This is a genomic window from Spongiactinospora sp. 9N601 (assembly GCF_044326295.1).
Taxonomy (GTDB): domain Bacteria; phylum Actinomycetota; class Actinomycetes; order Streptosporangiales; family Streptosporangiaceae; genus Spongiactinospora; species Spongiactinospora gelatinilytica.
Map to the genome: position 1 here is coordinate 1 of NZ_JBIRBB010000008.1, position 15,345 is coordinate 15,345.

A 15,345-nucleotide genomic window follows, 5' to 3' on the forward strand; every position below is an offset into this window, starting at 1 on the left:
GTCTGGTACGCGGGGGCCGCCGCCTGCACCTGCGCATCCCCGCGCAATGGCCCTGGGCCCGCCCGATCATCACCGCCCTGGCACGCCTGCACGCCCTGCCGACGCCGATCTGACCACCACCCAACCGTCCCCGCGACGAGGAAAGGAAACCGCGGGCCTGTGGAACCCGCCCACCCGGCGCGACAGCCGGGCATCCACGCTGACCGCAGCGGGGCAATCGACCTCCAGCCGAATCCCTCAGCCGGCCAGCTCAAGGTCGAGAAAGATCGAGGTTAGAGGCGGACGATGAGTGCATGGGTACATTCGCGTTCGCAGGTCGGGTGTCCACGGCGACGATGCGGCAGAAGACGCAGTTCATGGCGAGCATGATCACAGCACGCCTGGCTTGCCTACGATTGCATCTGGGTTGTCGGTGAACCTGCTGGTCGGCAGGTTGAAGGTCGTTATGCCACGTAAGGCAAGTTCGCCCCTGCGGCGTCCGCACATGCCGGAGGCCTGGCGGCCGGCGGGATCCTTTTCTACCTGACCTGGAACCGCATGGTTATGCACTAGGTGCGATCATTCGTCGCCGCTGAGAAGCCCGGCAGTGTGCAGCAGAACAGTGAGTTGCCCTTCTGCGAGGGGTATCGATTCTGGCGCCCTCAAGGCTCCGTCGGCATGTGGGTGTAGCCCGAGCAGGGTCCCCTGGACAGGGAGAGATGGTTGCTGTAGCTCATTGATACGTCCGCGTAGTAAATCCTCCGCCGCGGTCAGGAGTTCGTTCCCCCACTCCTGTGCCGCGCGCTCGCCGGTTTCGACGGTCAGGTGGTCGTCGTTGCCTATGAGTACGCCGTCATCGGACAGCAGTTGGAGCATGTTCTCGAGTTCAGGCTGGCCATCGATCAATCGGAGCTGACGGGTGACCGGATCGTATAAGGCGGTCAGGCAATGTTCGCCCCGGCGCAGCAACGACTCCTCCATTCCGCCCTCCCATATCGATCGAATCAACTCGACCCAGCCAGCACCCGACAGCTTCACCGCCAGGTAATCCAGGACATCCTCTGAATGGTTATCGACGCCGTCGGCACCGTACATCTGCCGGTAGGTCTCCCCGGCCCAAGTACCGTCCCGGTCGGCCACGTCGGCAATGTCACCGGTGGTGGCGATCGACGTGAGCAGTTCGGCCGCTTCCAGAAAACCCCCCTCGGGGCAGCCGCCTCGGTGGCACCAGTCCTCCCCTGGACAGGAAAGGATCACTCGACGCACCGCGTCCACCGTGTCTGTACCGTCGGCGGCTCGGCGCGCCCAAAGCAGGTAACTATGCAGTGGGCTGGGGACACCGATCAGACCTTCCGTACTGTGCAGGGCTCCGCCGTACACGTACACGATCAGTCCGCTTCGGTCCTCGCTCGTCCAGCCGGCGACGGCCGCGCGGGCGACGGCCAGCGTACTCGAACCATCGCCGGGCTCCCATGCATCAAGCAGCCAACGGACGCTGTGCCGCCAGTCGCCGGCGGAAACGAGTGCGATATCCAGCATCTCGCTGTCGTGCTGGGTGTTGTCGGTGACCGGCAGCCCTCCTAGAGTCGCCGAGGTGGCAAGCAGTTCGCTCGCCACTCCCGGATCCTGTGCCGCCGCCCGCGACTGCGGTGGCTCGGTGGTCCACCAGCGGGTGTCCTCGGGAACCAGCGCCTCGTTGGCCTTCGCGTCGATCGGGACGGTGGTGGCGGGCCCGCGCTCACTGGTGACGCCCAGGACCGTGCACAGGGCCGCTTCCCATTCTCCGATCCCGCCGGGCATCATGGTCAAATCTGGCCGTTCCTCGTCCAGAGCCGGCAGCAGGACGGTCACGTCGCCAAGTTCAGCAAGGGCGGTGACCATCAGAGGCCGTGCGGGGCGGGTCTCCGTGTCGAACGAGTCGGTGCGTTGCCTCGGTATGGGTTTGCCGTTTCGGTCCACGCGCGGAATCCATGGTGGGCGGCGGTTCTGCCGCCGCCTGATCCGCTCTGCCTGGGCCAGCAATTCGCCCTTGGTCGGATATGAGCGGAGGGAGCCGTCGGCAGCCGGCCGGACGAGCCTTTCCAGCTCGGTTTTGCGAAGTTCCTCCGGATGCTCGGGTACGTTGATGAACAGCTCCGGTACGACCATCTGAGCGAATCGCGCATGCACCGCAGCAGCGAACTTCGCTGCGAAGTCCCCCTTGGTGGACTCGAATGCCTTCTTGACCGGTTCCAGATCAACCTCGTCCCCGAGCAGACTTTTCATCATCGAGAGCAGTATGTCGTTCTGGCTATACGCGCTGAACACGTCCACGACAATAGCGGTCTGAATCTAACGGGCAGGGCGGTTCCAGCGATCGAGCCGAGCTCCGTCGAGGCTCATGACGTCCCCCGGTTCGGCGAGTGGCGTCGATCACAGGTTCAGCCCGAGTCCCTCGTTGTGGGGCTCACTTGCCTGCCGAGGTCGCTTTCACGTTGCCCGACGTTCGCGGGACGGACCCGGCAGTTGCTGTACATCACCGCGGCTACTGTGCGTCTCCACTGGATCATCGATTGAAACCGCCTCGCTTCGCCAGTACGCGAGGTTGTCGCGGGTGGTCAGGGTGTGGGGGTGGTCGGGTCCCAGTACTCGAAGGCGATCGGTCAGCAGTTCGGCGGTGGCGATGGCGGCTCCGGTCGCACCTCCCGCCAAGCCCTGCCAGTGCGCTAGGTCGCTGCAGGTGGACAGGGTCTGGGGGTGGTCGGGTCCCAGTAGCCGAAGGCGATCGGCTAGCAGTTCGGTGAACGCGGCGGCGGCTCCGGTCGCATCTCCTGCCTCGCCTTGCCAGCGTGCGAGGTTGCTGCGGGTGCACAGGGTGTCGGGGTGGTCGGGTCCCAGTACCCGAAGGCAGTCCTCTAACAGTTCGGCGGTGGCGACGGCGGCTCCGGCCGCATCCCCCGCCCGGCCCCGCCAGTACTCCATGCTGCCGTGGGTCGACAGGGTGTCGATGTGATCGGGGCCGAACAGGTGGAGGGCGGTGGTGTGCAGGCGGGTGTATTCGTCGATGGCGGCCTGAACCTGTCCGGCTTCACCGAGACTGCGGGCGGCACGGTACAGGATCGGATGGGCCTCATTGTGCCACTGCCACAGGGCGGTACCGGTAGCGGAGGCCAGCGCTATGGTGTTGGCGCGGAGAACCGGCCCGGCTTGGTCGCGTTCGACCTGCGGCCATATATGATCAAGGGCGTTAGCGACGGCGTGCGCGGCCCCTACCATGGCAGTGGGGGTAAAGGATTCGCAGGTGGCGCGCTGGATGAGCTGGTGGACGCGTACCTCTTGCCAAGGCGAGGTGGGGTCATGGTCGATGAGACTGAACCGGTGCAACACCCGCAGTCCGTCCCGGGCGTCCTGCTCGACCACTGCCTCCCGCTTCCGGGCCTGGTATCGGGCGATGCCGCTGGAAGCGGTGGAGATCACGCCGGCGCGGCACTCGGCCAGATAATCCAGCGCGGGCCGGCTCACCAACGCGGTCTGCGGAATGCTGTTGGAATCCAGCAGGCTAGCGAGTTGCAGCAGCGGGCGGGCCAGCCCGGCAGGGTGCGCGGCATCGGCGCGCTGGATCGACAGCGACCAAGTCGCCGCAACGATGAGCTGATGGTCATCGGGCAGGCTGCTGGGTTCGGGCACCAGTTCGGCCAGTGTACGTCGGCGATCGGCCAGCCGGGCCCGATAGGTGGCCACCTCCAGGCCGGCGTCGATCAGGTAGGCCACCGCCTGGGCTAGCGCTAGTGGCAGATGCCCCAGATCGGCTGCGAGTCTATCGATCTGTTCGGCGTCGTCGATGCGGTGGTGGGCGGCGAGCTTGCCGGTCAGGTACGCCCGCGCCTCGGCGGGGGTGAACACGTCCACCTCGATCACTTGGCCGCGCCCGGCCAAAGCGGCATCCCGACGCCGGGTGGTCACCACAACCCGTCCCATCCCCCCGTCGTCGTGTCCAGCGGGAGGCCACAGGCCCTGCACATCGCCGGGGTCCTGCACATCGTCGAGCACCACCAGCCACGGCACGCTGGCATCGGGCAGCCAGGCCAGGAACCGCTCGGCTGCCACTGGCGCGCCCGCCGTCCCGTCGATCAGGCCGAGTTCGGCGGCGGCCTGGGCATAGGCAGCCACGATCTGGTCACGGGAGGAAGCGGCCACCCACACCAGTACCCGCACGTGTCCCTGCTGCCAGGCTGAGCGGGCATAGGCAGCGGCGAGCTGAGTCTTCCCGATCCCGCCCATCCCAATCAGCACCGCCACCTCCGCCCGGACCACGGATCCCGTCGAGACTTCCCGGGGGGATGCCGGGGTGTGGGTGTGCACCACCGTCCCCCCGCCGCCGATCTGGTTTGCCAACCGATCGGCGACCGCCCGTGACTGGAAGGAGCTCGCCGCCGATGGGATTACCCCCACCCGGCACCGTGCCTTCCGCCCGCTGGTGGGTGCGCCGAATTGAGCCAAGATCTCCTGGCTCTGGGCGATCAGCCTCGTCAGCTTGGCATCAAGCCCCCGATCTCGGTTGATGGAGGCCCGGTCGCGGCGGGAGGCGGCCAGCTCCGTCCACAGCGGCGTCAGCGGCCCACCCTCCATCGCATCCTGCATGACGCGGCGTAGGATCTGCTCGACCAGCCGGTCGGCCAGCACATCTGCATCGATGTGGTGGTAGGCCAAGAAGCCGCATCCGTCCAAGGCCTCGACCGGCTCGGCCAGCGGCGCCAGCCACGCCGCCACCATCGTCGCCGGATCGGCCATCGTCGCCGGATCGACGTCTAGCCGGTTTTCGAGCCGGTCAGCAACCGCGGCCCGAACCAGTTCACCCGTCGCCCCCTTAGAAGTGAGCAATGGGGTGAGGGCGGGCTCGACCGCGGCCCAGACTGCTTTGTTCAGTGCCGCCTGAACGGCCGATCCCGAGGTCGTCCGCATTAATCGGCGGCCTGCGCTTGCCCCGACTGTCTGCACCAGCGCGCCCAGTACGGCGTTGGCCAGGTCCAGCTCCATCCGCCCCATCCCCGGTGCGATCTCACCGCGAATCACTGAATCACCACCCAGCCTGGCACCCGGGCCGCCCTTGTGAGCGCAACTCTCTGAATAATGTCGAGTTTTGTGGAGACCGTTATACGCTTTGTTCATGGACGGTTTCGATCACGGATGCGCCTGAGAACCCCTTCTGTGAGGTGCGCTTTCGTGCTATGGCGGCGGTGGGCACACCGGTGACACATGGTGCGCTCATCATATGCGCGTATATCAGGCACCGATGTGGCACACGACGGCATGGCCTGCCAGGAAAACCGGATTAATCATGGATAGAACAGCATAAAATGATGCCCATATGGGCGGGCTCGGGACGGGCTGTCATGTGGGGCCGCTGGCTCTTACAGAAGCGGCACTGTCGCTGAGGTTCTGTGGGCTGCGGCGGTGAAACACCGCGGCCCGCGCTCGTCAAAGGGGCAGGGCCCGGCGGATGTCGGTGGTGTCGGCGTCGTCGTACCGCCACTCCAGGAGGCGGGTGACGTCGAACAGCCGCCTGTCGAGGACCCCAGAGGCGATCAGGGGCCGCGCGTCGGACGGGATCACGTACAGGTGGCCCTCGCGCACCTACTTCATGAAGCCCACCTGCCTGCTGGGGCCGGGCTCCACGCGGTACCCCTTGCCGACGACCACGACCACGACCACGACCACGACCACGACCACGACGCGGTCGCCGGTCATCAGGGTCACGCTGCTCGCCTTCCCGGCCGCCTCCCGCTGGGCGAGTGCGGGGGCGATGCCGATCGTTCCGGCGAGGAGGACGGCGACGAGTCCGGCGCCTGCGGTCGTGTACCGCCTCTTCGGCGCCGGCGGTGGATCACATTCGGGTCTTCGTGGGCTCGGGGCCGGTGGCCGAGGTGGCCCGAAGGCGCAGATGATCTTTTGCGTATGCAGATGATCTTTTGGGTATGCGGAGGGTCATACTTCGTTTAGCGAAGTATGGTCAAGATCGCCCGCCCTCGACTCGGTTGCGCGGACGAGGCTAGTGGGGGGTCGAAGCATTCACTCGCAGGTGGAGGTCGCGGGCTCGTCGGCGAAGCGGTTCCCGGTGCTGGGCGTTGACCGGTCTGACGTAGGCGTGCATTATTTGACGCATCTGTCGAGAAAAGGCGGTAGCCCATGACGATGGCTCGCAGTTCTCTCCATCCGCTCGGCATCCTGCTCGCCGTGGCGATCGCGCTCACGGCCTGCGCCGGACCCGGCGGCGGCATGCAGTCCAGCCGGGACCTGGTGGTGAGACTCAACTCCGACTGGGACTCCCTGGATCCCGCCAAGACCCGCACCACGTACGGCTACCAGCTCGTCACGACCCTCTACGACAGGCTCGTCACGGTCGCCGACGGCAAGGTGGTCCCCTATCTCGCCGAATCGTGGACGCAGACCCCCGACACCGTCAGGCTCACCCTGCGCCGAGGCGCCCGCTGCGCGAGCGGAACCGAGCTGACGCCCACCATGGTCGCGGCCTCCCTGCGCCGGCTCGGCGCCAAGGAGACCGCGGCGCCGTACGCGAGCCTGGTCTTCGGCGGCTCCGGCTACACGGTCACCGCCGATGACGCGGCGCGGACGGTCACGGTGCGGACCGGGCGGCCGTACAGCGACCTGCTGATGGGCCTGGCCCAGCCGATGGCCTCGATCATCTGCCCGGAGGGGCTGCGGGCCGCGGACACGCTGGCGGCGACCCCCGCGGGCAGCGGGCCGTACACGCTGGCGGCCTCGACCAGAGGCGCGAGCTACCGGCTGACCGCCCGCCCGGGATACACGTGGGGGCCGGAGCGCGAGGGAAGCTACCCGGACGCGGTCACCTTCAAGGTCGTCCAGAACGACAGCACGGCGGCGAACATGCTCGCCGCCGGCGACCTGGACGTGTCCTGGGTCGGCGGGCCGGATCTCGCGAGGGTACGGGCGAACCCGGCGGTGAAGCCGGTCAGCCAGCTCATCTACGGCTCCTTCATGCTGGTCTTCAACCAGGCGAAGGGCAGGCCGGGAGCCGACCCCGCGGTGCGCAGGGCGCTGGCGGGCGCGGTGAGCGCGCAGAGCTTCAACGAGGCGGCGTTCTTCGGCGAGGGAGAGCCGGCCGGCAGCGTGGTGAGCGAGGAGGTGCCCTGCCACCGCGTGGTGCGACCGCCCGCCGCGGCGGCGGCCACCGTGGACGTGGACCTCAAGCTGGTCGGCTCGACCGACTACGCCGCCGGGTACGAGTACGTGCTGGAGGCGCTGCGTAAGGCGGGCGCGTCCGTCCGGCTCCAGCTCGTGGAGCTGAACAGCTTCGCCGAGGTGATGTTCACCTCGGGCGACTGGGACGTCACCGTCTACCCGTTCACTCCGCTGGCCCCGAGCCTCGGCGCGCTCGGGATGTTCGTGACGGGAGCGGCGCCTCCGGACGGCGCGAACTTCGCGAGCATCGGCAACAAGGCGTTCGAGGCGTCGGTCGCCAAGGCGCAGGCCTCGCTGGGCGAAGAACGCTGCCGGCACTGGGGGGACGCGCAGCGGGCGATCGTCGAGAACGCGGACGTGGTCCCGCTGGTGCACAACAAGGCGTACTGGTTCGTGCGTGACGGCTTCGCCGCGGGCCTGGCCGGCGGCGGGACCATGGTGGACCCGCACGAACTCGCCCGGCGGTGACGGGCATGAGGATCCTGAGCCGCCTCGGCACCATGGCCGCTTTGCTCGCCGCCCTGCTGGTGGCCTCCTTCCTGCTGCTGCACCTGGTGCCGGGCGACCCGGCCGTGCGGATCGCCGGGCTCAACGCCACCCCGGAGCAGGTCGCCGCGGTACGGCACCGGCTCGGCCTGGACCTTCCCCTGCACCGGCAGTTCGCCGAGTACGTCACGGACGGCCTGCGCCTGGACTTCGGGCGCTCGTTCAGGACGGGCGAGCCGGTCACCGACGTCATCGGCGGCAGCCTCGGCGTGACACTGCGGCTCGCGGCCACGGGGATCACGGTGACGATGCTGACCGGTGTCGCGCTCGGGATCGCCATGGCCGCCCTCACGCGGGAGGGCCGCCGTCCCGGCGTCGAAACCGCCTTCACGACGGGCACCTCGCTCGTCGGCGCCGTCCCCGAGTACGTGACCGGGGCGGTGCTGGCGCTGGTGTTCGCGGTGGGGCTCGGCTGGCTGCCCGTCGCCGGGCTGGCCGATCCGGCCGGGCTCGTGCTACCGGCCGTCGCGGTCAGCCTGGCGCCCGTCTGCGTCCTGGCCCGGGTGATCAGGGTGGAGACGCTGGCCGTACTCGCCCACGACTACGTCCGCACGGCCCGCGCCAAACGCCTGCACCCCGTCATCGTTTACGGCAGGCACGTGCTGCCCAACGCGCTGACCTCGGCGCTGACCGTCGGTGGCCTGATCTTCGCCGGGCTGCTCGGCGGCGCCGTGGTGATCGAGAACGTCTTCGCCCTGCCCGGCCTCGGCTCCCAGCTCGTGCAGTCGGTGATGGCCAGGGACTACCCGGTGGTGCAGGTCGTGATCATGCTGCTGGGCGCGTCCATCGTCGTGGTCAACAGCTGTGTCGACGGGGCGTTGCGGCTGCTCGACCCGCGGACCAGGACGGTGTCCTCATGACCGCCGCGCTGCGGGCCTTCCGCTCCACCTCGGCCGGGCCGGTCGCCCTGGCCGTTCTGACCCTGCTCGCGGTCGTCGCCGTCGTCGCGCCGATCCTGTGGGGCGACAGGGCGACCGCGCTGAACCCGGCCACGGCCGTGCTGGGGCCGAGCGCCGAGCACTGGCTGGGGACCGACCGGCTGGGCCGCGACGTGCTCATCCGCACACTGGTCGCCACCCGTACCTCGCTGGGGCTCGGCCTACTGGCCGCCGCCGTGGCCGCGCTGGCCGGGCTGCTGCTCGGCGGTCTGGTGGCGGTGCTGAGCCGCCGGGCCAGGGAGGTGGGGCTGCGGGTGCTCGACGCCGTGCTGGCCTTCCCCGCCATCCTCGTCGCGATCATCGTCACCCTGATCCTGCCCGAGGGTACGGCGAGCGCGGCGGTGGCGGTCGGCGTGGCCGGCGCCCCCGCCGTGGCCCGCATCGTGGTCACGCTGGCGACCGCGGTCCTCGCCCGCGACTTCGTGGCCGCCGCCTGGGGGCTGGGGGTGGGTCGGCCGAGGATCCTCGTCCGGTATGTCCTGCCCAACATCGCCGACAGCCTCGCCGTGAGCCTGTCGGTCGTCGCCGGCGCCGCTCTGGTCGTGGTCTCCTCGCTGAGCTTCCTCGGCGTCGGCGTGCAGCCTCCGGCCTTCGACTGGGGCGGCATGCTGTCCCAGGGCGTCATGGACATGTACGTCACGCCGCTGGCCGCGCTCGCCCCGGCCGTCATGATCGCGCTCGCGGGGCTGGCGTTCGGGCTGGCGGGGGAGGCGATGGCCCGCGTGGCCAATCCGTCGGTCTGGACGGCGCGGCGGGCCGCGCGGCACCCGGCCCTGGCCGCAGGGACCGGCACAGAGAGCGACGCGCTGCTCGACGTCAAGGGGCTGACCGTCACCGCGGGGGCGGGACCGGAAGCCCCCGCCATCGTGTCCGGCGTCGATCTGCGGGTCGGCCGAGGCGAGATCGTCGGCCTGGTCGGGGAGTCGGGGTCGGGCAAGTCGATGACCATGCTCGCGGTGGCACGGCTGCTGCCGTACCCGGTGGAGTCCTTGGCGGACGCGCTGACGCTCGACGGGCACGACCTGCGGGCCGGCCCGGGGGAGCGGATCAGGCGGCTGCTCGGTACCCGCCTCGCGCTGGTCTTCCAGAACCCCGCCGCCTGCCTCAACCCCTCGCTCAGGCTGGAGACCCAGCTCACCGAGGTGCCGAGGACGCATCAGGGGATGAACCGGGCGCAGGCCCGGGAGCTGGCACTGGCGGGGCTCCGGCAGGTGCGCGTGCCCGAGCCGGAGCGGCGGCTGCGGCAGTACCCGCACGAGCTGTCCGGCGGGCAGCGCCAGAGGGCGACGATCGCGATGGCGCTGGCCGGCCGGGCGGGCCTGCTCCTCGCCGACGAGCCCACCACCGCCCTGGACAACACGCTGCGGCGCGCCGTCCTCAACCTGTTCCGCGAGGCCAACGCCGCGAGCGGCACCGCGATCGTGCTCGTCTCGCACGATCTGTCGGTCGTGCGGGGGCTGTGCGACAGGGTGGTCGTGATGTACGCGGGCCGCGTCGTGGAGGAGGGACCCACCCGCGAGGTGATCGCGCGTCCGCTGCACCCCTACACCCAGGCGCTGGTCGGCAGCACGCTGACCATGACGACCCCGCTCGACCGGCCGCTTCCAGCCCTCGACGGGCAGCCGCCCCGGCCGGGCGAGCGGCAGGAGGGCTGCGCGTTCGTCCCACGCTGCGCCAGGGCCGAGGACCGCTGCGCCAAGGAACGCCCGCCGCTGCGCGCGCACCCCGGCGCCCGGCGCACGGCCTGCTGGGCGGTGGAGGCGTGAACGGGCTGCGGCTGCGGGGCGTGACGATCAGGTACGGTGCCGGCCCGCGCGTCGTGTCGGACGTGGACCTGGACCTGCCCGACGGCGCCGCCGTCGGAGTGGTGGGCGAGTCGGGTTCGGGCAAGTCCACCCTCGCCAGATCCGTGGTGGGCATGGTGCCGCTGGCCGCGGGGGAGATCACCCGCGACGGGAGGCGGCTGCGGGCCCCCGGCCTGAGGCGCGTCCCCGACCCCGGCGTTCAGCTGGTCTTCCAGGACCCGCACGGATCACTGAACCCGCGGATGACCGTGGCGGCCACGCTGGCCGAGGCGGCCAGGCGGAGCGGATCGCCGGAGCGCCCCTCCCTGGAACGCGTCGGCCTCGCCGACGGCCTGCTCCGCCGCTACCCGCACGAGCTGTCCGGCGGCCAGCTCCAGCGCGTCGCCATCGCCAGGGCGCTGGCGGCCAAGCCGAAGCTGCTGATCCTCGACGAGGTCACCTCCGCGCTGGACGTCTCCGTCCAGGCGCTCATCCTCAACCTGCTCCGCGACCTGCGCGCCGACCTCGGCATCGGCTACCTGGTCATCGCCCACGACCTGCCCGTCGTGCGGTACCTGTGCGACACGGTCGCGGTGATGCACCGCGGCGAGTGCGTGGAGCAGGGGCCGTGCGCCGACGTGCTGCGCGCCCCGAGCCACCCGCACACCCGCGCACTGCTCGACGCGCTCAACGAGGAGTCACCATGAACGAACCGGTCATCGTCGCGAGCGCCCGCACCCCCATCGGCAGGGCGGGCAAGGGCTGCCTGCGCGACGTGCGGGCCGACGACCTGGCCGCGGCAGCCGTCTCGGCGGCCCTGGCCAAGGTGCCCGAGCTGGATCCGGCCGAGCTCGACGACCTGCTGCTCGGGTGCGGTAGCCCCGGCGGCGAGCAGGGCTGGAACCTGGCCCGCATGGTCGCCCTGCTGCTCGGCCTCGACACCCTGCCCGGCACCACGGTGACCAGGCACTGCGCCTCCAGCCTGCAGGCGGCCCGGATGGCCGCCCACGCGATCCGCGCGGGCGAGGGCGACGCCTTCGTCGTCGCGGGCGTCGAGGCGGCCAGCCGCCACCGATACGGCAGTGCCGAGAGCTCCGGCGACCCGAACCCGCTCTACGCCGGCGCGGCGCGCCGTACGGCGGGCCACGCGGAACGCGGCGACTTCGCCTGGACCGACCCCCGCGCGCTCGGCGAACGGCCGGACGCCTACCTGACGATGATCCAGACCGCCGAGTACGTGGCCCGCCTGCGCGGAGTCACCCGCGAGGCCATGGACGCGTTCGCGCTGCGCTCGCAGCTCCGGGCCGCGGAGGCCGCCGAGGCCGGATTCTGGGCCGCGGAGATCACCCCGGTCCCGCTGCCCGGCGGCGGCGTCGCCGACCGCGACGACGGCCCGCGCACCGGCGTGACCCTGGAGAGGCTGGCCGCGCTCAAGCCCGTGCTGCATCCCGCGGGCCGGATCACCGCGGGCAACGCCTGCCCGGTCAACGACGGCGCCGCCGCCCTGGTCATGATGAGCGACCGCCGCGCCCGCGAGCTGGGCGTGCCACCGCTCGGCCGCGTGGTGGCCACCGGGCTGTCCGCGCTCAGCCCGGAGGTCATGGGCCTCGGCCCGGTGGAGGCCGCGCGGCAGGCGCTGCGCCGGGCCGGGATGTCCGTCGGCGACGTGGACCTGGTGGAGCTGAACGAGGCGTTCGCCGCGCAGGCCATCCCATGCGCGGACGACCTCGGCGTGCCCCCCGACCGGCTGAACGTCCACGGCGGGGCCATCGCGATGGGTCACCCGCCGGGGATGACCGGCGCGCGGCTGATCGGCACCCTGCTGCACGGCCTGCGGGACTCCGGCGGCACGGTCGGCCTGGTGACGATGTGCGTCGGCGGCGGCCAGGGTATGGCGGCGATCGTGGAACGGTTGTAACCCCTGCCGTAAAGTATTGGACGGAGCCGTCGATCGAGCGGAAGGGGTCCGTCTGTTGGCCAGCACGAGCTCGCGCAAGGAACTCATGAGCAACACGGTGCTGGAGAAAGCCGCCGTGCTGTTCGCCGAGCGGGGTTTCGCCGGCACCAGCCTGCGCGACATCGCCGAGGCGATGGGGATGACCAGGCCGGCGCTCTACTACTACTTCAACAGCAAGGAGGCGCTGCTGCAGGAGCTGGTCAGGGGTGTCACGGGCAGCGGTTCGCAGGAGCTGCGCAGGCTGCGCGAGCGGACCGACATCGGTGCCGCGGAGAAGCTCAGGGTGGTGGTGTCCACGACCGTGGCCCGCATCGCGGAGAGCCCGCTGCGGTTCCGGTTGCTGGAGCGTAACGAGGCGGAACTGCCCGCGGAGATCCTCCGGGAGCATCACACCAGTAAGGGCCGCATTCTCGACGAACTCACGAAGATCATCGCCGATGGGGTGCGGTCCGGGGAGTTCCGGCCGGTCGACGAGCGGATCGCGGCGTTCTCGGTGATCGGCATGATCAACTGGATCGCCTGGTGGTACAAGCCTGACGGGCCGAGCACGCCCGAGGAGATCGCCCGCGAGATGTACGAGATGGCCTCGCGCGGTCTGGTCCGCGGCGCGGACCGGATGCCCGCGAGCGGCGTCAAAGGGGCGGTCGCGCTGCTGCGTGAAGACCTCACCCACCTGGAGCGGCTGGTCAGCGAGGGCGGATCGGCTTCCTGAGCCCTGTCCGATGAGGCCGTCACCTACGGGTGGCGGCCTCTGTCGCACCATTGACTTTGACGTATCCTTTGAATAGTTTTCCTTCGTGTCAGACATCTGATCGGCGGCCACCCGGCAGGAAGGCAGGCGGGCGTGACATTCGTGATCGGCCTGGACATCGGCGGAACGTTCACCGACGCCGTGGCGGTCGGCTCGGCCGGGACGCTGCACACGGCGAAGACCCCGTCCACACCGCCCGACTTCGAGCAGGGCTTCGACAACGCGCTCGAGGTGCTCGCCGCCCAGGCGGGCCTGACCGTGGAGGGCCTGCTCGCCGAGACCGGCCACGTGGCCCACGGCACCACCGTGGCGCTCAACGCGCTGGTCACCGGCCAGGTGGCGAAGGTGGGCTTCCTGACCACCAAGGGGCACGGCGACTCCATCGCCATCATGAACGTGGAAGGCCGCTACCTCGGGCTGTCCCCGCACGAGGCCCAGGACACGCTCAACACCCGCAAGCCCGCGCCGCTGGTCCCCCGCTCGCTCCGCCTCGAGGTCACCGAGCGCGTGGACAGGGACGGCTCGGTCGTCGTGCCGATGGACGAGCGGGAGGTCCGCGAGCACCTGCGCCACCTCGTCGCCGAAGGGGTGACCGCACTCGCGGTGAGCCTGCTCTGGTCGTTCAGGAACCCGGCGCACGAGCGGCGGATCAGGGAACTGGCCCACGAGGTCGCGCCCGGCCTCTACGTCACGCTCTCCAGCGAGCTGACCCCGCGGATCAGGGAGTTCGCCCGCGCCGCGACCACCATCATGAACGCCCAGGTCGGGCCCGCCCTGCGCGCCTACCTGGACCCGCTCGAAGGCAGGCTGCGCGACCGCGGCCTCACCGGCCCGCTGCTGGTCATGCAGGGCTCCGGCGGCACGGTGGCGGCCAGACGCGCCCCGGAGGTCGCCATCACGACCGTCGGCTCGGTGCTGACCGGCGGGGTGGTCGGCGCGGCCAGGCTGGCCCGGCTGCTCGGCCATCCCCACGTCGTCTCCACCGACGTCGGCGGCACCACCTTCCTGGTCGGGATGATCGTCGACGGCGTACCCGTCGCCAGCGCGGGGACGGTGCTCAACCAGCACCCCGTCAACACCCCGGCCCTGCGCGTGCACGCGATCGGGTCCGGCGGCGGCGCGATCGCCGCCGTCGACGCGGGCGGCAACCTGCGGGTCGGGCCGGGCAGCGCCGGGGCCAGGCCGGGCCCCGCCTGCTACGGCCGGGGCGGCACCGATCCCACCGTCACCGACGCCGACCTCGTCTGCGGCATACTCAACCCCGACTACTTCCTCGGCGGCACCCATCGCCTGTCCACCGACCTGGCCGCCAAGGCGCTGCTCGAACGGGTCGGCGTGCCGCTTGGCCTGGACGCCGAAGGCGCGGCGGCCGCGGTGGTCGCCGTCCAGAACGGCCAGACGGGCGACCTGGCCCGCAAGGTCGTCGTCGAGACCGGGCACGACCCGCGCGACTTCGTCGTCTACGCCTTCGGCGGCGCCGGCCCCATGCACAGCTTCGCCTACGCCGCCGAACTCGGCGCCGAACAGCTCGTCGTCCCGCTCGGCCCGACCGCCGGCGTGTTCTCCGCGTACGGCCTGGCCGCCAGCGGCGTCACCGTCTCCGCCGAACTCAGCGACCCCGCCCCCCTGCCCGTCGACCCCGCCCGCGTCCAGGCCAACTTCGACACCCTCGCCGCCCGCGTACGAACCGCCCTGGAAAGTCAGGGACTGGACTTCACCTCCGTCGTCCTGCGCAGGGAGGTCGACGCCCGCTACGGCCCGCAACTGGCCGAGGTGCTCACCCCGGTGCCGGACGGCCCCTTCGACGAGGCGTCCGTGGCCGCCATCGGCGACGCGTTCGAGACGGAGTACGTCCGCAGGTTCGGTCCCGGCACCGGCTACCGGGAGGCGGGCATCCACCTGGTCACCTACCGCGTGCACGGCGTCGGCACCCTGCCGGTGGAGCCCGTGCTCCCCGAACTCCCCAAGCCGGCCGGCAGCGCCGAGGACGCCCGCAAGGGCCGCCGCCGCGTCTTCCTCGACCTGACCAGAGGCTGGGAGGACACCGACGTCTACGACTACCTCGCGCTCGGCCCCGGCCACGTCATCACCGGCCCGGCCATCGTCGAGGTGCCCACCACCACCGTGGCGGTGCCCGCCGGAGCCGAAGGCCGGATCGACCGGTTCGGCAACCTCGCCATCCACCTCTGA

General features: G+C 70.6%; 11 protein-coding genes. 7 read left to right on the forward strand and 4 right to left on the reverse strand.

The genetic code is table 11. The annotated features are described in order from the left end of the window. Nucleotides 1-558: 558 nt before the first annotated feature. The 4 genes from ACH34R_RS19795 to ACH34R_RS19810 form a co-directional block, all read right to left on the reverse strand. On the reverse strand, nt 559-2,292 hold the full coding sequence (locus ACH34R_RS19795; RefSeq protein WP_397562929.1) for a hypothetical protein: 1,734 nt from the start codon (nt 2,290-2,292) through the stop codon (nt 559-561). 156 nt (nt 2,293-2,448) lie between these two features. After that, a complete protein-coding gene (locus ACH34R_RS19800; RefSeq protein WP_397562930.1) occupies nt 2,449-4,995 on the reverse strand; it encodes an NB-ARC domain-containing protein in 2,547 nt (848 codons plus the stop codon). A 441-nt stretch (nt 4,996-5,436) separates the two neighbouring features. Beyond that, nucleotides 5,437-5,592 carry a hypothetical protein gene (locus tag ACH34R_RS19805; protein WP_397562931.1) on the reverse strand — a complete coding sequence of 52 codons (156 nt, stop codon included), beginning with the start codon at nt 5,590-5,592 and terminating at the stop codon, nt 5,437-5,439. Next, a complete protein-coding gene (locus ACH34R_RS19810) occupies nt 5,593-5,715 on the reverse strand; it encodes a hypothetical protein (RefSeq protein ID WP_397562932.1) in 123 nt (40 codons plus the stop codon). Between the two features lie 435 nt (nt 5,716-6,150). Here ACH34R_RS19810 and ACH34R_RS19815 point away from each other — a divergent pair, with 435 nt between their 5' ends. From ACH34R_RS19815 to ACH34R_RS19845, 7 genes are all read left to right on the forward strand, one after another. Then, nucleotides 6,151-7,647, forward strand: a complete 1,497-nt coding sequence (locus tag ACH34R_RS19815) for an ABC transporter substrate-binding protein (RefSeq protein ID WP_397562933.1) — start codon at nt 6,151-6,153, stop codon at nt 7,645-7,647. Nucleotides 7,648-7,652: 5 nt separating this feature from the next. Further along, nucleotides 7,653-8,585, forward strand: a complete 933-nt coding sequence (locus ACH34R_RS19820) for an ABC transporter permease (RefSeq protein WP_397562934.1) — start codon at nt 7,653-7,655, stop codon at nt 8,583-8,585. Then, the gene (locus tag ACH34R_RS19825; protein WP_397562935.1) at nt 8,582-10,429 is read left to right on the forward strand and encodes a dipeptide/oligopeptide/nickel ABC transporter permease/ATP-binding protein; all 1,848 of its coding nucleotides are present in this window, start codon (nt 8,582-8,584) and stop codon (nt 10,427-10,429) included. Before ACH34R_RS19820 ends, ACH34R_RS19825 begins: the two co-directional genes overlap by 4 nt. Beyond that, nucleotides 10,426-11,154, forward strand: coding sequence for an ABC transporter ATP-binding protein (locus tag ACH34R_RS19830; protein WP_397562936.1), 729 nt, complete (start codon nt 10,426-10,428; stop codon nt 11,152-11,154). The genes ACH34R_RS19825 and ACH34R_RS19830 overlap by 4 nt, the downstream gene beginning before the upstream one ends. Further along, a complete protein-coding gene (locus tag ACH34R_RS19835) occupies nt 11,151-12,365 on the forward strand; it encodes an acetyl-CoA C-acetyltransferase (protein WP_397562937.1) in 1,215 nt (404 codons plus the stop codon). The genes ACH34R_RS19830 and ACH34R_RS19835 overlap by 4 nt, the downstream gene beginning before the upstream one ends. 85 nt (nt 12,366-12,450) lie before the next feature. Further along, on the forward strand, nt 12,451-13,116 hold the full coding sequence (locus ACH34R_RS19840) for a TetR/AcrR family transcriptional regulator (protein ID WP_397562938.1): 666 nt from the start codon (nt 12,451-12,453) through the stop codon (nt 13,114-13,116). A 132-nt stretch (nt 13,117-13,248) separates the two neighbouring features. Then, the gene (locus tag ACH34R_RS19845) at nt 13,249-15,345 is read left to right on the forward strand and encodes a hydantoinase/oxoprolinase family protein (protein WP_397562939.1); all 2,097 of its coding nucleotides are present in this window, start codon (nt 13,249-13,251) and stop codon (nt 15,343-15,345) included.